The following is a 20,000-nucleotide window of genomic DNA, read 5'->3' as shown; positions in this document are numbered from 1 at the left end:
GGCTTCTGCTCAAGTTAAATCAGCAATCCTACTTGCTGGACTTAATACTGAAACTAAAAAAGCGCATAGTAAATAATCGAGCACAAGTACATTATAAAATTGTTGAAAAATACAAGAAAGAATTGCTCCAGATAGTATAACGCCTCTCAATCAGCGCATAAGTCCTTTTTACAAATACCGACGCTCTATTGAGCAAATATTTGATCTTTTTGGTGGAGCTAAGCGGGATCGAACCGCTGACCTCTTGCATGCCATGCAAGCGCTCTCCCAGCTGAGCTATAGCCCCACATTAAAGATAGGTCTCCCTTAAAAGGACATTCAACAACCCTAGAGAAATTTTGTAGAACGAGAAAAATTGAAGATCAAGAAGAATTTGCATTCAATGAAAAGAATACCTTCTCACTTCTAAGAATCATCATCGTTAGAAACGCCACCTCCGAGAATATCAGCAACGTCATCATTCTCATCATCTTCATCGTGAGACAAAAACGTATCATCGTCATCACCAAGATCAACATCACTATCCTCCAAATCAGGAAGATCGTCATCTTTAGAATCGTCACCATCCTCTTCAAGAAGCATAAAAGCAGATTTTTCAAGTGCTGTATCAAGCTCTTCAGTGTCAACATCTTCTTCACTATTTGCTTCAGCTGCTGCAACCTCAAAATAAGAACGCGGATAAGAAATCCCTGTATAAGGTGACACAATAGGGTCGCGATTAAGATCATAAAACTTCTTTCCTGTTTCTGGATCAATACGCTTAGTTCCAAGATCCTGTTTTGCCATGAGCCATGCCTCTTTGGTTAACTATAATTCTATTAAAAGATAAATTTTATGGTGCTTAATCAAAAAATAATGTCTTTGTCAAAGATAAATACATCATTCCCCGTGGATTTCCTCATGACGCCTTTCAAAGCATGTGCTAAAGGGTGTTTATTTAATAAAATGCAGATAGAGCTAAATAGAACTTCTATGCAAAAAGCAATACCCATAACGGCCTACAAATCTACCAGTCTTTCTGGCAAAATTAAAATACCAGGAGATAAATCAATCTCCCATCGATCTCTTATATTGGGAGGGTTAGCAAGTGGCGAAACACATATTCACGGACTTCTTGAAAGCGATGACGTTCTCAATACAGCTGCTGCTATGCAAGCTATGGGCGCCTGTATCCATAGGAAAAACGGTCTCTGGATCATTCGTGGGACAGGAAATGGCTGTCTCTTAACTGCACAAAAACCTTTAGATTTTGGCAATGCTGGAACAGGTGTTCGCCTAGTTATGGGGCTGGTTGGTTCTTATCATATGAAAACAACTTTTATTGGGGATGCCTCTCTAACCAAACGTCCAATGGGACGTATTCTCGACCCATTACGTTTAATGGGCATTGAAATCGAAGCAACACATGGCAACCATCTCCCTTTAACGCTTTATGGACCGAAAATGGCTAATCCGATTCGCTACCGTGTTCCAATGGCTTCTGCCCAAATTAAATCAGCAATCCTACTTGCTGGACTTAATGCTGCTGGTACAACAACTGTTATTGAACCAATTCCCACTCGAGATCATACTGAAAAAATGTTAAAAGCGTTTGGAGCTGAGCTTGAAGTAGAAGTCAATGCAGAAAATATACGTCTTATTCATTTGAATGGCCAGACACACCTTACTGGACAAACTATTGATGTTCCAGGCGATCCCTCTTCTGCAGCTTTTCCAATGATCGCAGCTCTTCTTGTAGAAGATTCTGATATCACTATTGAAAATGTTCTTATAAATAATTCTCGAATAGGGCTTATTGAAACATTATGGGAAATGGGTGCTAAGATTGAACTTTTGAACCAACGTCAAACAGGTGGAGAAGATGTTGCCGATCTGCGAGTAAAATCATCAATTCTAAGAGGTGTAACTGTCCCCAAAGAACGAGCGCCATCAATGATTGATGAATATCCCGCTTTGGCGGTAGCAGCGGCTTTTGCTGAAGGCAAAACAGTTATGCTAGGAATTGAAGAGTTGCGTGTTAAAGAATCAGATCGATTGTCTGCTATTGCCCAAGGACTAACAATTAATCACGTAGACTGTGAAGAAGGTAAAGATTTTCTCATTGTTCATGGAAAAAACTCAACAAAAGGATTGGGTGGTGGACACGTCACCACACATCTTGATCACCGAATTGCTATGTGTTTTCTTGTTTTTGGACTAGCATCAGAAAAACCTGTTACTATTGATGATAAACGAATGATCGCTACCAGCTTTCCAGAATTTATCCCTTTCATGCAACAACTTGGGGGACAAATTTCTTGAAACCTTTTGTTATTGCAATTGATGGACCAGCAGCATCAGGTAAAGGAACTTTAGCACGAAAAATTGCTGCTCATTATCATCTTCACCATTTAGATACCGGCCTCACTTATCGCGGTGTCGCCCATGCGCTTCTGAATCAAAAATTGGCTCTCAATGATGAAAAAAATGCTGTTGCTTATGCTGTACAACTCGATTTTAACACCTTAAATCCAGCTGTCCTTTCTTCTCACGAGCTTGGCGAAGCTGCTTCAAAAATAGCACTCATACCGGCTGTACGCGAAATTCTTATTACAAAACAACGTGACTTTGCTAAAATTCTGCCAGGCAGTGTACTCGATGGCCGTGATATTGGAACTGTTGTCTGCCCGCATGCAGATATCAAACTCTACATTTTAGCCGATGTCCAAACACGTGCAAAACGTCGCTATCAAGAAATTTTGGAAAAAGGTGTTCACGCAGATTATCATGAGATCCTTACAAATCTCGAACAACGCGATAATCGTGATATAACCCGTAAACAAAGCCCGCTAAAACCAGCAAAAAACGCCCACTTGCTTGATACGTCAGAATTGAGTATAGAAACGACATTCATAACTGTATGCGCTTTTATCGATCCTATCATAAAAGCTCATTGTGGTTGGATGGAGTCGTTACGGTAATTTCTAGCCTAGCGCTAATTTTTCTTCCTATAGGCAAGAAAAAAGGCAAGAGTTTACCTTATATCAACACTAACCTAGCGCTTACACCTTTTACAATAAAGGCGTGTATCAGGAGTTTTTATGTCACAATACAATCCCACAACAGCGGATTTCGAAGCCCTTTTAATGGAATCCTTTCAAACAAATGATCTTAATGAAGGATCCGTTGTTAAAGGCCGTGTCATTGCAATCGAAAAAGACATGGCTATTATTGATGCTGGACTTAAAGTCGAAGGACGCATTCCACTCAAAGAATTTGGAGCTAAAGGAAAAGATGGCTCTTTGCAAGTTGGCGATGAAGTTGAAGTTTACATTGAACGCATTGAAAATGCGATGGGTGAAGCTGTTCTATCACGTGAAAAAGCACGGCGCGAAGAAAGCTGGATTCGTTTGGAAGAAAAATTCAATGCTGGTGCACGCGTCGATGGAGTTATCTTTAGCCAAGTAAAAGGAGGATTTACAGTCGATCTCGATGGTGCTGTTGCTTTCTTACCTCGCAGCCAAGTTGATATTCGCCCTATTCGTGATGTTTCACCTTTAATGCACAATTCACAATCCTTTGAAATTTTAAAAATGGATCGTCGTCGTGGTAATATTGTTGTTTCACGTCGTACTATCTTAGAGGAAAGCCGTGCCGAGCAACGTTCAGAAATCGTACAAAATCTTGAAGAAAACCAAATCGTTGAAGGTGTGGTTAAAAATATCACTGATTATGGTGCCTTTGTTGATCTTGGTGGAATTGATGGCCTCTTACACGTCACAGATATGGCTTGGCGGCGTGTTAACCATCCATCTGAAGTCCTCGCGATTGGTCAAACTATTAAAGTCCAAATTATTCGCATCAATCAAGATACACACCGCATCTCTCTTGGCATGAAACAACTTGAAAGTGATCCTTGGGAAAGCATCAGCGCTAGGTATCCAATCGGTAAAAAAATTACTGGTGCTGTTACCAACATTACTGATTACGGTGGTTTTGTTGAAATAGAGCCAGGAATCGAGGGACTAATCCACGTTTCCGAAATGAGTTGGACAAAGAAAAATATCCACCCAGGAAAACTTTTATCCACATCACAAGAAGTAGAAGTGGTTGTTCTTGAAATTGATCCTTCTAAACGACGTATTTCTCTTGGCTTAAAGCAAACATTCGAAAATCCATGGGTCGCTTTTGCTAATAAATTTCCTGTGAATTCGCAAATCGAAGGAGAGGTCAAAAACAAAACAGAATTTGGTCTCTTCATTGGCCTTGAAGGCGATGTTGACGGTATGGTTCATCTTTCTGATCTTGATTGGAATCGTCCTGGTGAACAAGTCATTGATACTTACAGTAAAGGTGATATCGTTAAAGCTGTGGTTCTTGATGTTGATGTTGAAAAAGAACGTATCTCTCTTGGAATTAAACAACTTTCCAATGATAAAGTTGGAGAAGCAGCAGCCTCTGGTGAACTTCGCAAAGGTGCTGTCGTAACATGTGAAGTTACTGCAGTTAATGACAATGACATTAGTGTAAAATTAATTGACCATAATCTTGAAACAACCATTCGCCGTGCTGACTTAGCTCGTGATCGTGATGAGCAGCGCCCTGAACGTTTTTCAATTGGTCAGAGGGTTGATGTCCGTATTACTGCATTTGATAAAAAAACACGTAAACTCTCAGTGTCTATCAAAGCTTTAGAAATTGCAGAAGAAAAAGAGGCCGTTGCACAGTATGGTTCTACAGACTCAGGTGCTTCTCTTGGCGATATTCTCGGTGCAGCTTTGAAAAAACAAGAACAAGACTAGTGTACAATTGTTAAAATTAAGGCCGCTCATCTTTCTGGCGGCCTTTTTCATTTTTCAAAGAAACTGTCTAATTCTTTCTTCAATTGTCTCGTAAAAAATTATAAATATTCTCAAATAAAAACAAAAAGTTTATTCTTTCCTATGACAGGATACAATCCCTTCTCTGCATTTACCTATAATATTAATCTGCTACTGAGACAAACAAAGAAAACAATCTTCTATCTTGGTGGTACTGGAAATACGCAAGAAGCTAAAAAGTTACCAAGTACGTACAGGTGATTTTTAAGTTATTCAAGAATAACAAAAATAAAAATGGAATGGGGATCTGAAAATATGCTCAGTGTCAATAGTAAAAAATATGCCAAGATTCATGCAGGAGTATAATTACAAAAAATGGAAAAACATGAAATTATATGCACTTTTAAATCTTAAAAACAGAAAAGATAAAAAGCTTTTTTACTCTTGCTCAAAACTATAGAGTTGTTATAGGCTTTTGCGTTCTCTATATTGATCTTTTTGGTACACAAAAATTTTAGATTCCACAAAACCGAAAGAAAAAGGGTTATGAATCACCCAGATATTGCTAGACGCGTTTACAATCATACTTGGAAACTTGATCCCATTATCCGTTCACTTCTTGATACGGATTTTTATAAGCTTCTTATGGTACAGATGATTTGGGGACTTTATCCAAATGTAAATGTCACTTTCTCTCTCATAAACCGCAAAAAAACAATACGTCTTGCCGATGATATTGATGAGGGTGATCTGCGTGCCCAACTTGATCACGCTCTTAGTTTACGCTTTACGAAAAAAGAAATGATCTGGCTTGCTGGTAACACATTTTATGGACGTAAACAAATTTTTGAACCAGATTTTCTTCATTGGCTTGAGAATTTTCAACTACCAGAATATGAACTAACCCGCAAAGATGGTCAATATATTCTTCATTTTCACGGCCCGTGGACCCATAGTTCTATGTGGGAAATCCCCGCCCTTGCCATTATCAGTGAATTGCGTTCACGTGCTGCTATGAAAAAACTAGATCGTTTTGCTCTTGATGTGCTTTATGCACGTGCTAAAGCAAAAATGTGGAGTAAAGTTGAACGTCTCAAAAAATTACCTGATATTAAAATATCCGACTTTGGTACAAGGCGGCGTCATTCTTTTTTATGGCAACGTTGGTGTGTTGAAGCATTAAAAGAAGGTATTGGTGATTCTTTTACTGGGACTTCCAATGTCCTTCTCGCCATGGATACAGATTTAGAAGCTCTTGGTACCAATGCACATGAATTACCCATGGTTATTGCTGCTCTTACCAATAATGATAATGAATTGCGTAAAGCTCCCTACCAAGTCTTACAAGATTGGAATCGTTACTATGGTGGAAATCTTCTTATCGTTTTACCTGATACCTTTGGCACAGAAGCATTTTTACGCAATGCGCCAGATTGGGTGGCTGATTGGACAGGTTTCAGACCTGACAGTGCTCCTCCCATTGAGGGTGGCGAACGCATTATTGAATGGTGGAAAGAAAAAGGAAAAGATCCACGTGAAAAATTATTGATTTTTTCTGATGCTCTTGATGTCAACACGATTGAAAAAACCTATCATCACTTTCATGGTAGAGTGCGCATGGGTTTTGGGTGGGGAACAGATCTTACTAATGATTTTGTAGACTGCGCACCCCAAGAAATTGCAACCTTTGATGCTCTTTCCCTTGTTTGTAAAGTCACCCATGCCAATAGCCGACCAGCCGTCAAACTCTCGGATAATCCTGAAAAAACCACCGGTAACCCAGGAGAAGTGCAACGTTATCTCAATTTTTTTGGTAATTAAAAACGTGTGGCTAAGCCCATAAAGACTTAATCATACGCTCATTTACATAAAATTAAAGATAAATGACTACGAAATCAGTCACTGATGGAACCAGTAAGCAGAATCAATGCGATCTATCATTGTTAATCAAAGTGGCTTGAAGAGCATTTGGTTAAATTATTCGCACACAGTCCTCTTTGGTAATAAAATTCTTTGACGAAAATATCATTCTGTCCAATGAATCGTTCTAAAAAGGCTCATTATCTAATATACACTCTTAATATATAAACATTATCCCTAAATTTTTGAAAAAAAACTCTTTGTCAATAGCTCTAATAAATCAGCAAAGAGCATTTAGCTCATAAAATTTTTTATTTCTATCATTATGAAGATGGACGTGTTATAATATAAATGATGATCAACAGCAGAATAGCCGCAATCAATAAGGCAAACCACAAAGCAGGATGAATCATCACCAAAAAGGATAAGAAACCACATACCATACTTACCACCGCAAAAACTTTAATAACTATGGAAATGGCTCTCTTTTCTTCCCACTGCTTAATAGGCGGACCGAAAACGCGATGATTATGCAACCAATGATGAAAACGCGGTGATGAACGAGCAAAACACCATGAGGCAATTAATAAAAAAGGCACAGTTGGCATAATAGGCAATACTACGCCGATAACACCCAATACAATCATTGCCCAACCTAATATAGAAGTGCAAATACGCAAAAGGTGAGATATCTTAAAATCTTTTTCCATCCTCTAGCGCTATTTTCCTTTACGAAAGACCATTATATATTTTCTTGCTTTTCGCATGCTTTATTGTACAAGCACTACTTAATACTACCTTATACGTAAGCGTATTTTTGTGATAACTTCTTTTACAGTACAAGACAGCTTACGCAATATGATAATTATTTCAAAATTTTCAAGCAGCCGGAATGAATTTTTAGAAAAGAAAAAAATAAAAAGGCTGCATAATAAATCATAATAAATCAACGCAGCCTCTTAATTATGAGTGCAGTCATTGGGGGGAGGAGAATATACACTGCACCCATCCGCTAGATATTAGGAGGAAAACAACCTAGCGCTTCCACCTTGTAGTTACAGCAAGAGTAAAAGACAATACACAAAAATGTATGGCTGGTATGCATGAACTTTATCACACTTAAACTCCTTGAACTGTAACCTGACGCAAGAAAACCGACATGAAAATGGCGACAAAAATTAATGTTAAAATCAACACAATCGTAGAAGCAGAATCAGAACCAAGAAATAAGCTTAGATAAACTCCTAAAAAACCAGAAAAAGCCGCAACAAGTATGGCAATCACCAACATAAAAGAAAACCGCTTCGTGATAAGATAGGCAATTGCTCCCGGCGCTATCAGTAAAGAAATAACGAGAACAATTCCAACAGCTTTCAAAGCCGCAACAATAGTGAGAGAAATCATCGTTAAAAGAGTATAGTGGAGTACCGATATCTGTAACCCCATTGCACGACCTTGAACTGAATCAAAAATATACAGCATAAAATCGCGCCACTTTGCTCCTAGAATAAAAGTAACAATAACAGAAATTATCGCTGTCTGTGTAATATCAAGCCAGTTAACACCCAAGAGATTACCGAATAAAATATGATTCAAATCCAAACTACTATAAATAGCCGTTGCTAAAACAAGCCCCAAACCAAACATAGATGAAAAAACAACACCCATCACCGTGTCCTGTTTGATACGGCTATTACTTCCTAAAAAACCTGTTGTAAGCGCACAAACCATACCCGCAACAAAAGCACCACAAGTAATCAAAGTCATTGTAACATTAGCCGGACGCACATTCTGGAACCAAGCAAATGGCAAAGAAGTCAAAAACGTTATCACCCACGGTGTTGCCATATAACCAACAACGACACCAGGAAAAACCGCATGGGAAATTGCATCGCCTAAAAGTGCCCACCCTTTCAAAATAAGAAAACAAGAAAGCATTGCCATTGGAATAGAAAGGATCATGACAATAAGCATGCCCTTAAGCATAAAAGAAAACTGAAAAGGAAGTAGTAATTGATCAATCATGATAACATTACACCTTTTTTGCCGCTTTTATACGTAAGCGCGCAGCAATAAACCCGTATTTAGGAGCAAAAATAAAAGCTAAAATAAATAGAAATGCTTGAAAAAGCACCACAACACCACCCGTTTGCGCATTCAAAAAATAACTCACATAAACACCTAATACGCTTGTGAATGTCCCAAGCGTAACTGCAATAACTAAAACATTCATAAAACGATCACTTAAAAGATAAGCTGTTGCTCCAGGTGTCACAACAAGACAAATGACCAAGAACGCCCCAACTGTTTGCATAGCGGCAACAGTACAAGCGGCAAGCAGTGTAAAAAAGAGAATCTTTAAAAACTTTACGTTTAATCCAATAGCACGCGCATGCGTTTCATCAAATAAAGAAACGAGGAGATCTTTCCATTTCAAAAGCAATATAAACAAAGAAAAAAAACCAATAAAAGCCAACTGTACAATATCTGATGAACTGACTGCTAAAATATTTCCCAAAACAATTGTATCAATATTAACAGCCATTGGTTTTAATGATTTGAGAAACAACCCAAAAGCAAAAAAAGAAGAAAAAATTAAACCAATAATTGTATCTTCTTTCAACTTCGTCCGCTGGTTAAAAAAGAACATCGCTGCCGCGGCAAGCCCACCAGAAAAAAACGCTCCAAGCGAAAAAGGTAACCCTAAAAGGTAAGCCCCTGCTACGCCAGGAACAATTGAATGGGAAAGCGCATCACCAATCAACGACCAACCTTTTAACATCAAAAAAGCAGAAAGAAAGGCACAAACACACCCAACTAACCCCGAAACCCACATCGCATTAACCATATACTGATAACTTAACGGTTCAAGCAACCAAGAAATCATGCAACATGCTCCATTCTTTGAACATCCTCAGAAAGGAGAGGTTCTTCTCCCTTTATCAAAACATTATTTTTTTTTGCATCTTGAAGGTCAAAAATATGATGGTGCAAAGCGCCACCAAAAGTTTTCTCAAGATTTTTCTTGGTAAAGACGGTTTCAGTTAATCCAGAAGCCAAAACTGTTCCCTTTATTAAGACTGTGTGATCACAAAACTCACGAATAGAGCCTAAATTGTGGGTAGAAACCAATATCACAGCGCCTTCTTTACGCAAATCTTGCAACAAAGCTATGATCTTATCTTCCGTTGTGACATCAACCCCTGTAAATGGCTCGTCCAATAAAATAGCTTTTGCCTGCTGTGCAAGAGCGCGCGCTAAAAAAACGCGCTTTTTCTGCCCACCAGAAAGTTCACCAATTTGACGCTTAGCAAATGCCAACATATCGACGCGTTCTAATGCAACACGGACAGCTTCATAATCCCGTGCCCGTGCATAACGAAAAAAATTCATGTGACCATATCGGCCCATCAAAACAACATCTTCAACGAGAACAGGAAAATTCCAATCAACATCCTCACTCTGAGGAACATAAGCAATAAGGTTTTTTTTCAAAGCCGCATTAACAGGCAAACCAAAAATGCGAATTTTTCCTTTTGATGGTCGCACAAACCCCATAATAGCTTTAAATAATGTTGACTTACCTGATCCATTAACGCCAACCAATGCTGTAATGGAACCTGTTGGGCTTTCAAAATTCACTTCACGTAAAGCCGTGTGTCCATTACGATAAGTTACTGTTATCCCTTGGGCAAATATTCCAGATCCCGTCATTGACCTTTTACTCCATCTAATAAAGCATTACTAATACGTGTGCTTGTAACACGTAATAAATCAATATAGGTTGGTACCTCCCCGTTTTCCTCACTCAAAGAATCAACATAAAGAACACCGCTGTATTTAGCTCCTGTTTCTCTCGCAACCTGTTTGGCAGGTGCAGGGGAAATAGTGCTTTCAGAAAAAACTGCTTGGATATTGTATTTGCGAACCATATCAATAACATGCTTAACCTGCTGTGGTGTCCCTTGCTGATCAGCGTTAATTGGCCATAAATAAAGTTCTTTTAAATCAAAATCACGGGCTAGATAGCTAAATGCACCTTCACTCGTTACAAGCCAACGCTTGTCTTTGGGTACGGCTTCCAGTTCAGCCCTGATTGGATCAACCATTGCGCGAATCTTCTGCTTATAAATTTCGGCATTCTTTTTATAAACAGCAGCATGCTCAGGATCGTACTTCATAAAAGCATCGCGAATATTATCAACGTAAATCAAAGCAGCGGTCGGTGACATCCATGCGTGAGGATTTGGCTTACCACTGAAGGGCCCCTCACCAATTTTAATCGGTACAACGCCCTTTGAAACAACGACACTCGGAACATTCTTGATATTTTGAAAAAACTTTTCAAACCAAAGCTCTAACTCTAACCCATTCCACAATATAAGATTTGCACCTTGTGCGCGCATAAGATCGCGAGGTGTAGGCTGATATTCATGAATTTCAGCGCCTGGTTTTGTAATTGATTCAACATTAGCAACGTCACCTGCTACATTTCGCGCCATATCAGCAATAATAGTAAATGTCGTAACAGCTTTAAACTTACCAGCAGATGAAGCTAAATTGGGCATAAAAAAAATAATACCCCCCAAAACTATGGTAAAAAACGTTTTTACGTTCATTGATCCTCTCTTTATTATTGCTAATGGTTTGCATTACTATTTAGAAATAACAGTTATCTTTCACATTTGCAATGAAGGACTCTTACAAAAAAAACTTTTCAAGATATTTAGAAACATTCTTTCTCACCTTGAACTTGAAAAAAATTAATGATTCACAGAGATGCTGCTTTTGTTATGGAAAAATTATTTCAAGCAGCTCTTAGACCTTGAACGCTAAAAAATAAAGGAGCACTCAAAGTGCTCCCAATTTATAAAATAATCCAATAAAAAATAAATATACTCAACGACGCAGAAATGCACCCGTCGCTTTGGTAACATTTTCCACCACCTTTGCAGCTATTTCTTCTAGGTCTTTATCTGTCAAAGTACATTCAATAGGTTGGATAGCAATCTCAATTGCAATAGATTTTTTATCCTCACCAAGCATTTTATCTTCAAAAAGATCAAAAACCCGTACTGAATGAATAAGCTTCTTATCCGCTCCACTTGCAGCACGGACAATAAGAGAAGAAGCAACCGTCTTATCAACTACAAACGCAAAATCACGCCGCACCATTTGAAAAGGCGACAACTTCAAAGGGGAGCGGCTTTTCGTTGCCTTTTTCTTTGGCTCTGGAATTCGATCTAGAAAAACTTCAAAACCGCATAAAGGACCACTGACACCTAACTTTTCTAATGTAGCAGGATGAAGAACACCAAAAAAACCAAGAACAACCTTTGATCCAAGCTTCATAACTCCTGAACGACCAGGATGATACCAATCAGGTGCTCCCACCTCAATCTGAACCTTGCCGATATCCATATGGCACGCTTCTAAAACAGCTAACGCATCTGCTTTGGCATCAAAAACATCAACTTCTGTCGCGTTTCCATCCCAAAAGCGCCCTGCTCCTTTAAATTGTTCCGCTCCACGACGAATACCACTAGCAACACATTGTTGTTTATCAGGGGTGTCGCCTTCATAGATGCTGGAAACTTCAAACAATGCAAGATCGGGAAAACCACGATCAGCATTTCGCTGTGCCGCCACAAGCAAACTAGGCAAAAGAGAAGGACGCATTACTGACATATCAACAGCAATAGGATTTACTAATTTAAGCTGTGCTTGACCGCCTCCAAAAGCACGCGCCTGACTTTCAGAAATAAAGGACCACGTCACCGTTTCTTTCATACCACGATGCGCTAAAGCCAAACGCGTAACACGTGAACGAAACCTTGAATATGTTAAAATTTGATCTTTTTTCTCTGCAAAATTTTCTAATGGAATAGGCTCAATTTTATCCAGCCCATAAATCCTCATCACCTCTTCCACTAAATCAGCTTTACCAACAATATCAGGGCGCCATGTTGGTACTTTAACCGTAACTACATCTCCTTTCCCCGCAACATAAAACCCAAGCTTTGTTAAAATAGTAATGACTTGTTCACGCTCTATTTCCAAATGCGTCAAACGTTTAATTTCAGAAAAGGGAAAAGCGATCTGTTTGACTTCTAACTGCTGATAACCAACAATCTTTGTCTTGGATACTTCACCACCACAAAACCGTAAAACCAATTCTGTTGCAATCTCAAGCCCTGTTTCCATAAAAGCTGGATCAACTCCCCGCTCAAATCGATAACGTGCATCACTGATAAGTACTAATGCACGCCCTGTTTGCGCAATACTCTGTGCATCCCAAAGCGCAGATTCAATAATAATGCGGCGCGTCGTTTCATCACAGCTCGTTCTTTCACCTCCCATGATACCAGCAATCGAAATAACTCCCTCTTCATCTGCAATAACACAGTCTTGAACGCCCAAATTATAGACTTTTCCATTAAGTGCCTGAAACTGTTCACCTTCATGACCACAGCGTACACTTAAATTCCCTTTAATCTTATCTGCATCAAAAACATGAAGTGGACGGCCAAGATCAAAACATATGTAATTAGTTATATCAACCAGCGCATTAATCGGTCTCAAACCAATGGCACTCAAACGCTGCTGTATAAATTGTGGTGATTCACCATTTTGAACATTACGAACTTCACACCAAGAAAAGCCTAAACATAACGATCGGCCCTGCGAAAAATCTAACGAAACGTGAAGCGGCGTTTCAAAGAAAGTCTCAAATTTTGGCAAAGACAATTCTTTTAATCGCCCGATGCCAGTGGCAGCAAGATCACGTGCAATACCACGTACACCTGTGCAATCAGAACGATTGGGTGTCAAACCAATATCAATGACCGGATCATCTAAACCAGCATAAACCGCAAACGAACTTCCAATAGGCACATCTTCTGGAAGCTCAATAATCCCATCATGCTCACCCGATAATTCAAGCTCCGCTTGTGAACACATCATCCCAAAACTTTCAACACCACGGATTTTGCCTACAGATAATGTCACATCAAGTCCAGGCACATAAGTGCCAGGCAATGCAAGAACACCAACAAGCCCAACACGTGCATTTGGTGCTCCACAGACAACTTGCGTAAGCGTATCAGACCCTGTATCTACAGACAAAATTTGTAATTTATCTGCATCAGGATGTTTAACTGCTGTTAAAACTTTTGCAATTACAAAACCTTTTAAAGAAGAACGATCATCAACATAATCAACTTCAAGACCAATAGCCGTCAGTTTATCGCAAATTTCATCCAAAGACGCATCTGTCTCTAAGTGATCTTTCAACCAAGACAATGTAAATTTCATTTTAAAACCTCACATGAAAGCTATGAAAAGATCACATATTTCTTAAACCAGAAAAAAAGGCAGACATGTCAAAACAGCGAAAGCCATAATGATCTAACCAACGGAGATCAGCATCAAAAAAAGCCCGTAGATCAGGCATACCGTACTTTAACATAGCAATACGATCAATACCCATTCCCCACGCAAAACCCTGATACTCATCGGGATCTAAGCCAACATTCTTTAAGACATGAGGATGCACCATTCCGCATCCTAAAATTTCTAGCCAATCCTGTCCTTCCCCGAATTTTACTTCTGAACCAGAACGATCACATTGAATATCCACTTCCATCGATGGTTCTGTAAAAGGAAAAAACGAGGGACGAAAACGCATCTTCAAAGAAGAGACTTCAAAAAAAGCTTTACAAAAAGTCTCATGAAGCCACATCATATGCGCAATAGTCGAGGTTTTATCAATCACAAGACCTTCCACCTGATGAAACATCGGTGAATGAGTTGCATCTGAATCCATGCGGTAAGTTTTTCCAGGAATAATAATACGTATCGGTGGTTGTCGCTTTTCCATTGTACGAATTTGTACAGGTGATGTGTGGGTGCGCAATAACTTCCGCTCTTGTGTTTTATCAGCATTAAAAAAGAAGGTATCGTGCATTTCGCGAGCTGGATGGTCTTCAGGAAAATTTAATGCAGTAAAATTATAATAATCTGTTTCAATATCTGGTCCCTCTGCAAGAGAAAAACCTATATTCATATAAATGGCTATAATTTCTTCGATCACTTGTGAAATAGGATGAATACGCCCCCTCTCAACAGGAGAAGAACGAACAGGTAAAGTTACATCAACTGTTTCACTAGAAAGGCGTGCATCCATTGCTTGGCGCCTAAGAAATTCACGCTTTTGCATCCATAATTCTAAAATGCGATTTTTTAATCCATTAAGAACTGGTCCAACTTTATGGCGTTCTTCAGCGTCCATCTTTCCTAATGCTTTTAATTTTTCAGAGATGCTGCCTTTTTTACCTAACGCCGCAACGCGCACTGTTTCAAGTGCCTGTTCATCATTAGCTGCTTCTAAAGCTAAACAAATCTCTTGTTCCAGACGCTCAATATCGCTCATATTTTTGCCTATTTTAAAAAAATAAAAAAATCCCGCACTAGCACAACCAGCACGGGACCCCGAATAAATGAATGGCCTTAAGAGAACACGACTGGCTTACTTGACAGCGCCTTCAAAAGCATTAGGCGTTGTATCTTTTAAATATTCCAAAGCCTTCTTTGCAGAAGCTACTAAAGCAGAAAATGCTTCTGCTTCGTGGACTGCTATATCTGAAAGAACCTTGCGATCAACCTCAATACCAGCTTTTGATAAACCATCAATAAAGCGCCCATAGGTTAAACCTTCTGTACGAACAGCCGCATTGATTCTCTGAATCCACAAAGCACGGAAAGTACGTTTCCTATTTTTGCGATCACGATAGGCATACTGCTTTGAACGATCAACTGCTGCTTTAGCTGCACGAATAGTATTTTTACGCCGACCGTAAAAACCTTCAGCCTGTTTAAGAACTTTTTTGTGCTTAGCGTGCGCTGTCACACCTCTTTTTACACGTGCCATGTAATCATCTCCTAAAAATCAAAAGCGTAAGGTTTAGAAACCATTCGGCAAATAATATTGAATAACTTTTTTAGCATCTTGTTCAGCTAAAACCATTGTTCCACGCGCATCACGAATAAACTTATTCGAACGTTTAATCATACCGTGACGTTTACCTGCAGCTGCTACTTTAACTTTGCCTGACGCAGTGATTTTAAACCGCTTCTTAGCGGATGATTTGGTCTTCATCTTGGGCATTTTGCTACTCCATACATTTTTTATTCAGTCAAGTGGACCAATTCATTCAAGCGGACCAACGCTTGAATAAGCATTTAAACAGCCACGGCATGCCCTGCCGGGCGGCTCTAACAGCGTTCTCATAAGCCAGTATATACAAAATAGCAAGACCGTATCAAAAAAAAATCGGAGCTCCATTGCCTTGAACTTCAACCAAAGGTGCTGGAATTGCATTTGTTTTGATTGCTGCTTTACATAAATCGGCAATAATGCATTGCGTACATTGCACTTTACGCGCTTGGCAAATATAACGCCCATGTAAAATAAGCCAATGATGCGCATGACGAAGATAATGAACTGGTATAATCTTTAGCAATTTTTCTTCAACAATTTCTGGTATTTTACCAGGCGCTAAACCAAGACGGTTTCCAAGGCGTAAAATATGCGTGTCTACCGCCATAGTAGGCTGACCAAAAGCAACATTCAAAACAACATTTGCAGTTTTACGCCCTACACCAGGAAGTGCCATAAGTGCTTCACGCGTATTAGGCACTTGGCCGTCATACTGGTCAATTAAACAACTACAAAGTGCGTAAACATTGCGCGCTTTTGCACGCCAAAGACCAATTGTACGAATATAACGTGCAATCTCTTCTTCTCCTAATGCAACCATTTTTTCCGGTCGATCAGCGATGCAAAATAATTCTTTTGTCACTTTATTAACACTCGCATCTGTAGCTTGAGCTGAAAGAACAACAGCAACTAAAAGAGTAAAAACATTGCTATAGATAAGATCACTCTTAGGAGTAGGACGTTGAACAGAAAAACGCCGAAATATTTCTTCAACTTCATCTTTGCTATATAATATTCCAGCAGATTTTCGTGCCTTTGACAATTTTTTTATCCTTTGAGTCATTAAACTCTCTCATCTTCTCTCTTGAAGTTATCACTCATACTCGCCATATGAGAAGAATGCAGCAAACACTTTTTATAGAGTTCGGTCAAGTCGAACTGCTTTGAAGAGGACACTCACAATGGCACATGTGACGCCTTTCTCCAATCCCTTTCTTTTAGGATTTGAAACGGTAGAAAAAACGTTGCGACGTATTGGTAAAGCTGATGAGGCTTATCCAGCCTATAATATTGAGCGTTTACACAAAAATGATGACGCAAGCCATATACGCATAACTTTGGCTGTTGCTGGATTTACAATCAATAATCTCAATATTTTGCTCGACGATAATCAACTAATCATTCATGGTAAGCAAATAGAAAGCCAAAATCATCAATATTTACATCGCGGTATAGCTGCACGCCAATTTCAACGCACCTTTGTTCTCGCAGAAGGGATGCACGTTAAAAATGCCGAGTTGAAAAATGGTCTCTTATCAATTAACTTACATCAACCAAAATTAAAAAAACAAATAAAGCAGATTCCAATCAAAGTCAGCAGTGATGAGTAATAAAAGTCAAAGCGTAAAGGAACAGTGAAATGGGAGAGCATAAACAAAACTTGTTGTTGCAGAACACATTCGACTCTGATGCAAGGCAGGTTGCTTATTTAAAAAAAGTTTGTACAGATGATCTCGCTAGAAATTTTCCAGATCTTCCACCAATGACCCCAGGCATTACAATATGGGCTCTCTTTGGTGAAACAGGTTATCCAATCATTTTATCTGATGAGCGATCTATCGCTCTTGCCGGAGCTAATGAGCATGAGCTACAAATTGTAACTCTCCATTAGATTGCTTCACAAAAATAGATTGCTTCACAAAAAATAATTGGGGCATCTTTATAGACTTATCAGTTCTGTCTGATAAGATATAATAGCAAGCCTTTTTATGGATAAATTGGAAGCAAATAGTTTCAATTTAAGTGAGATCATATCTGTTTTAATCAAGAAGTGCGCTTGCACTTAACTTCGCGCTATCCTTCTTACAGACTGTCAATCTTTTGAGCGATAATATTTGTTCTTTCTTCCTTTTTTCACTCTACTGTCTGGCTTTTATATTGAACTTTTTATCTCTCTATATTGCATTCTCTTTTTAAAAAAGGTTTTAATGAAAAAATCCTCTATGTAATGTTCTCAAATGCATTAGAAGAGTTTCTTGTCATCTAGATTTATTCAATTCGCATAACTAAAAAATCACATTTGCTTATTCGAGCTATAAGAAATTCTGTACTTAAACCAATTTCAAAACCAATATAATCCTTGCTTCATATATTTTTATAATTCTCCTTAACGCCGCCTACATGCCCTCAATTGCTTTTCATATTGTATAGACATTCTTTCCATACGCCGTGCCGCTTGTGCAAGCGCAGCAGTTACATGCCCTCTACTGCGCGCATAAGCACTATGCCCCATATAATAATTTAAATAAAGGTTATACGCATCATTAGCCCTCACACCATTGCGTTGAACACTTTGGCGATGGTACCAAGCAACAAAATCGGCAGCATCTGCAAAATTAGTACGCCGTGCGAAAAACCTTCCCGTAGAGCGGACATACATTGCCCATGTACTATCAAGCGCTTGAGAATAACCATATGCTGTCGACCGACGCTTCCATGGAATAAAACCAAGCAGTTTTGTGCGTGGAGGACGTGCATTGTAACGAAAACTTGATTCCATATTAATGGTTGCAAGAATAATAGGCATAGGAATCCCATAGTGTATTTCTGCCCTTTTAGAGGCTTTTTCCCAACTATCAAAAAAACCGTCCTTTTGAGCTAAAACAGTGCAAGCATTGTCTGTATAGATCGGAGAGGTTGTTGCACACCCCTCCAGCAGAAACACCAATGCCCCTAAAAACAAAAGGTGTCGCATATTCTCTCTTCCTCTTATTAGGAAATAATGAGATATGAATACTAAAAAATTATTACCAATCCATAAAGAATATAAGCATACTTACGATTACTGAGAGCTTTTTTACTCCTCATCAAGCAAACGCAATGTTTGCGATTGAACAGACGTTGTCATTTCGGTTGGCTCAGAGCTACTCTCTTTTAATTCAAAAGTTTCAATGCGATTAACGCGTTTCATAATTTTGGAGGATGATATTAAAATTCCCTCTATATCTTCACCCGCTTTGTAAAAATGCTTCTGCAAAGCACGAACACGGATATCCATTCGTCCAAAATCTTCCATCAATTTCGCTACTTCTGACTGAATCAAATGCGCTTGTTCACGCATCCGCGCATCTTTCATAATGGTTTGTACAACCTGAACAGATAGCATCAACAAAGACGGAGATACAATGATCACATGCGCTCGATTGGCTTTTTGTACCAATGGCTCAAAATTCTCATAGATTGTTGCAAAAATCGATTCCGATGGCACAAAGAGAAAAGCAGTGTCATGTGTTTCCCCAGGAATCATATATTTCTGTGCAATATCACGAATATGAACTTCCATGTCGGTACGAAATTGGCGTTCTGCCTCTTGACGTTCTTGAGTTGATGTTGCTTTACGCATAGCATTCCAAGCCTCCAGAGGAAACTTAGCATCAACAACAAGAGAAGGTGCTTTATTCGGCATGTGAATGAGACAATCTGGTCGCTTTCCGTTTGAGAGAACTGCCTGAAAAACATAAGCATTAGCTGGTAAAGCATCAGCAATAATTGCTTCCATCCGTCCTTGACCAAAAGTGCCACGCGTCTGCTTATTGCTTAAAATAGCCTGCAATTGAACAACTTGTCCTGTAAGCGACTGAATATTATTTTGCGCTGCATCAATCACCGCTAAACGCTCCTGCAAACGAGTTAAATTTTCATAAGTAGATTTGGTCTGCATTTGAAGAGTTTGCCCCAAATTGGCTGTCATCCCATTCAATTGTTCACTGAGTGACTTGTTCAATTCAGCCTGTCTTTGACCAAAAATTTCTGCCATAGTCTGCATTCGTCCTTGCATTTCAGCTTGTGTTTTCAGCAATGTAGCCATCTGCGTTTGTGCTTCACGGGCACGTTCAGCAGTTTCATTTTCCCAAGCTGCTTTTTTTCGATGGGAACGTATCAGCATAAAAAATATTAAACAAACAAGTATAAGTAAAAGAAAAACCATCAGTGTACTAAAAGACTCACCAAAGAGCATAAAAGAGAAAAACGAATCAAATATGAGAGGTAACATAATGCCCTTGCCGCAAAAAAGTGCAAGAATCTGTTATTCAATATTGACCCACAACAAACCTTTGATTAGT

The 20,000-nt window shown here is 39.0% G+C and carries 19 protein-coding genes and 1 tRNA gene; 6 read left to right on the top strand and 14 right to left on the bottom strand.

The genetic code is table 11. The features are described from left to right. Positions 1-210: 210 nt before the first annotated feature. A tRNA-Ala gene (locus V3564_RS06840) sits at positions 211-286 on the bottom strand. Positions 287-405: 119 nt separating this feature from the next. Next, positions 406-786 carry a TIGR02300 family protein gene (locus V3564_RS06835; RefSeq protein WP_455480818.1) on the bottom strand — a complete coding sequence of 127 codons (381 nt, stop codon included), beginning with the start codon at positions 784-786 and terminating at the stop codon, positions 406-408. Positions 787-972: 186 nt separating this feature from the next. On the opposite strand from V3564_RS06835, the gene aroA reads away from it, so the two are divergent. The 4 genes from aroA to pncB all read left to right on the top strand — a co-directional run bounded on the left by aroA (position 973) and on the right by pncB (position 6,620). After that, entirely contained in the window at positions 973-2,301 is a 1,329-nt protein-coding gene (aroA, locus tag V3564_RS06830) for a 3-phosphoshikimate 1-carboxyvinyltransferase (RefSeq protein WP_455481477.1), read from the top strand. Continuing rightward, positions 2,298-2,960: a (d)CMP kinase gene (cmk, locus tag V3564_RS06825; RefSeq protein ID WP_455480817.1), complete on the top strand. Its 663-nt coding sequence runs from the start codon at positions 2,298-2,300 to the stop codon at positions 2,958-2,960. Before aroA ends, cmk begins: the two co-directional genes overlap by 4 nt. Positions 2,961-3,080: 120 nt before the next feature. Beyond that, positions 3,081-4,781, top strand: a complete 1,701-nt coding sequence (rpsA, locus tag V3564_RS06820) for a 30S ribosomal protein S1 (RefSeq protein WP_455480816.1) — start codon at positions 3,081-3,083, stop codon at positions 4,779-4,781. A gap of 564 nt (positions 4,782-5,345) precedes the next feature. Beyond that, a complete protein-coding gene (gene pncB / locus V3564_RS06815; RefSeq protein ID WP_455480815.1) occupies positions 5,346-6,620 on the top strand; it encodes a nicotinate phosphoribosyltransferase in 1,275 nt (424 codons plus the stop codon). Between the two features lie 362 nt (positions 6,621-6,982). Here pncB and V3564_RS06810 read toward each other — a convergent pair whose 3' ends face one another. The 10 genes from V3564_RS06810 to nth all read right to left on the bottom strand — a co-directional run bounded on the left by V3564_RS06810 (position 6,983) and on the right by nth (position 16,720). Then, on the bottom strand, positions 6,983-7,369 hold the full coding sequence (locus V3564_RS06810; RefSeq protein WP_455480814.1) for a YbaN family protein: 387 nt from the start codon (positions 7,367-7,369) through the stop codon (positions 6,983-6,985). A gap of 409 nt (positions 7,370-7,778) precedes the next feature. Beyond that, complete coding sequence (locus V3564_RS06805; RefSeq protein WP_455480813.1) at positions 7,779-8,684, bottom strand: metal ABC transporter permease; 906 nt, start codon at positions 8,682-8,684, stop codon at positions 7,779-7,781. A gap of 7 nt (positions 8,685-8,691) precedes the next feature. Continuing rightward, positions 8,692-9,546: a metal ABC transporter permease gene (locus V3564_RS06800; protein ID WP_455480812.1), complete on the bottom strand. Its 855-nt coding sequence runs from the start codon at positions 9,544-9,546 to the stop codon at positions 8,692-8,694. Then, complete coding sequence (locus V3564_RS06795; protein ID WP_455480811.1) at positions 9,543-10,373, bottom strand: manganese/iron ABC transporter ATP-binding protein; 831 nt, start codon at positions 10,371-10,373, stop codon at positions 9,543-9,545. The genes V3564_RS06800 and V3564_RS06795 overlap by 4 nt, the downstream gene beginning before the upstream one ends. Then, positions 10,370-11,278 carry a metal ABC transporter substrate-binding protein gene (locus V3564_RS06790; RefSeq protein ID WP_455480810.1) on the bottom strand — a complete coding sequence of 303 codons (909 nt, stop codon included), beginning with the start codon at positions 11,276-11,278 and terminating at the stop codon, positions 10,370-10,372. The genes V3564_RS06795 and V3564_RS06790 overlap by 4 nt, the downstream gene beginning before the upstream one ends. 280 nt (positions 11,279-11,558) lie before the next feature. Then, complete coding sequence (pheT, locus tag V3564_RS06785; protein ID WP_455480809.1) at positions 11,559-13,973, bottom strand: phenylalanine--tRNA ligase subunit beta; 2,415 nt, start codon at positions 13,971-13,973, stop codon at positions 11,559-11,561. Positions 13,974-14,004: 31 nt separating this feature from the next. Further along, positions 14,005-15,090: a phenylalanine--tRNA ligase subunit alpha gene (gene pheS, locus V3564_RS06780; protein ID WP_455480808.1), complete on the bottom strand. Its 1,086-nt coding sequence runs from the start codon at positions 15,088-15,090 to the stop codon at positions 14,005-14,007. Positions 15,091-15,186: 96 nt separating this feature from the next. Further along, positions 15,187-15,588 (bottom strand): 50S ribosomal protein L20, encoded by a 402-nt coding sequence (rplT, locus tag V3564_RS06775; RefSeq protein WP_455480807.1) that lies wholly within the window; start codon positions 15,586-15,588, stop codon positions 15,187-15,189. Positions 15,589-15,621: 33 nt separating this feature from the next. Then, entirely contained in the window at positions 15,622-15,825 is a 204-nt protein-coding gene (rpmI, locus tag V3564_RS06770; RefSeq protein WP_455480806.1) for a 50S ribosomal protein L35, read from the bottom strand. Positions 15,826-15,979: 154 nt separating this feature from the next. After that, positions 15,980-16,720, bottom strand: a complete 741-nt coding sequence (gene nth / locus V3564_RS06765; protein WP_455480805.1) for an endonuclease III — start codon at positions 16,718-16,720, stop codon at positions 15,980-15,982. A gap of 118 nt (positions 16,721-16,838) precedes the next feature. Between nth and V3564_RS06760 the strand changes: the two genes are divergently transcribed. Together V3564_RS06760 and V3564_RS06755 are read left to right on the top strand one after the other, a co-directional pair. Further along, complete coding sequence (locus tag V3564_RS06760) at positions 16,839-17,267, top strand: Hsp20 family protein (protein ID WP_455480804.1); 429 nt, start codon at positions 16,839-16,841, stop codon at positions 17,265-17,267. A gap of 29 nt (positions 17,268-17,296) precedes the next feature. After that, the gene (locus V3564_RS06755) at positions 17,297-17,548 is read left to right on the top strand and encodes a BQ00720 family protein (RefSeq protein WP_455480803.1); all 252 of its coding nucleotides are present in this window, start codon (positions 17,297-17,299) and stop codon (positions 17,546-17,548) included. Positions 17,549-18,043: 495 nt separating this feature from the next. Here the strand turns inward: V3564_RS06755 and V3564_RS06750 are convergent, their stop codons facing one another. After that, on the bottom strand, positions 18,044-18,631 hold the full coding sequence (locus V3564_RS06750; protein WP_455480802.1) for a transglycosylase SLT domain-containing protein: 588 nt from the start codon (positions 18,629-18,631) through the stop codon (positions 18,044-18,046). Positions 18,632-18,733: 102 nt separating this feature from the next. Next, positions 18,734-19,918, bottom strand: coding sequence for a DNA recombination protein RmuC (locus V3564_RS06745; RefSeq protein WP_455481476.1), 1,185 nt, complete (start codon positions 19,916-19,918; stop codon positions 18,734-18,736). Positions 19,919-20,000: the final 82 nt, after the last annotated feature.

It is taken from the genome of Bartonella sp. B12(2025) (genome assembly GCF_053795135.1).
The sequence above is the reverse complement of the archived record's forward strand: the minus strand, read 5'-3'. Positions and strand labels throughout refer to the sequence as shown.

What these genes read in the sequence shown, in the direction of transcription:
- V3564_RS06835 (WP_455480818.1), bottom strand. Translation starts at nt 786, where the DNA reads ATGGCAAAACAGGATCTTGGAACTAAGCGTATTGATCCAGAAACAGGA.
- aroA (WP_455481477.1), top strand. Translation starts at nt 973, where the DNA reads ATGCAAAAAGCAATACCCATAACGGCCTACAAATCTACCAGTCTTTCT.
- rpsA (WP_455480816.1), top strand. Translation starts at nt 3,081, where the DNA reads ATGTCACAATACAATCCCACAACAGCGGATTTCGAAGCCCTTTTAATG.
- pncB (WP_455480815.1), top strand. Translation starts at nt 5,346, where the DNA reads ATGAATCACCCAGATATTGCTAGACGCGTTTACAATCATACTTGGAAA.
- V3564_RS06810 (WP_455480814.1), bottom strand. Translation starts at nt 7,369, where the DNA reads ATGGAAAAAGATTTTAAGATATCTCACCTTTTGCGTATTTGCACTTCT.
- V3564_RS06805 (WP_455480813.1), bottom strand. Translation starts at nt 8,684, where the DNA reads ATGATTGATCAATTACTACTTCCTTTTCAGTTTTCTTTTATGCTTAAG.
- V3564_RS06800 (WP_455480812.1), bottom strand. Translation starts at nt 9,546, where the DNA reads ATGATTTCTTGGTTGCTTGAACCGTTAAGTTATCAGTATATGGTTAAT.
- V3564_RS06795 (WP_455480811.1), bottom strand. Translation starts at nt 10,373, where the DNA reads ATGACGGGATCTGGAATATTTGCCCAAGGGATAACAGTAACTTATCGT.
- V3564_RS06790 (WP_455480810.1), bottom strand. Translation starts at nt 11,278, where the DNA reads ATGAACGTAAAAACGTTTTTTACCATAGTTTTGGGGGGTATTATTTTT.
- pheT (WP_455480809.1), bottom strand. Translation starts at nt 13,973, where the DNA reads ATGAAATTTACATTGTCTTGGTTGAAAGATCACTTAGAGACAGATGCG.
- pheS (WP_455480808.1), bottom strand. Translation starts at nt 15,090, where the DNA reads ATGAGCGATATTGAGCGTCTGGAACAAGAGATTTGTTTAGCTTTAGAA.
- rplT (WP_455480807.1), bottom strand. Translation starts at nt 15,588, where the DNA reads ATGGCACGTGTAAAAAGAGGTGTGACAGCGCACGCTAAGCACAAAAAA.
- rpmI (WP_455480806.1), bottom strand. Translation starts at nt 15,825, where the DNA reads ATGCCCAAGATGAAGACCAAATCATCCGCTAAGAAGCGGTTTAAAATC.
- nth (WP_455480805.1), bottom strand. Translation starts at nt 16,720, where the DNA reads ATGACTCAAAGGATAAAAAAATTGTCAAAGGCACGAAAATCTGCTGGA.
- V3564_RS06760 (WP_455480804.1), top strand. Translation starts at nt 16,839, where the DNA reads ATGGCACATGTGACGCCTTTCTCCAATCCCTTTCTTTTAGGATTTGAA.
- V3564_RS06755 (WP_455480803.1), top strand. Translation starts at nt 17,297, where the DNA reads ATGGGAGAGCATAAACAAAACTTGTTGTTGCAGAACACATTCGACTCT.
- V3564_RS06750 (WP_455480802.1), bottom strand. Translation starts at nt 18,631, where the DNA reads ATGCGACACCTTTTGTTTTTAGGGGCATTGGTGTTTCTGCTGGAGGGG.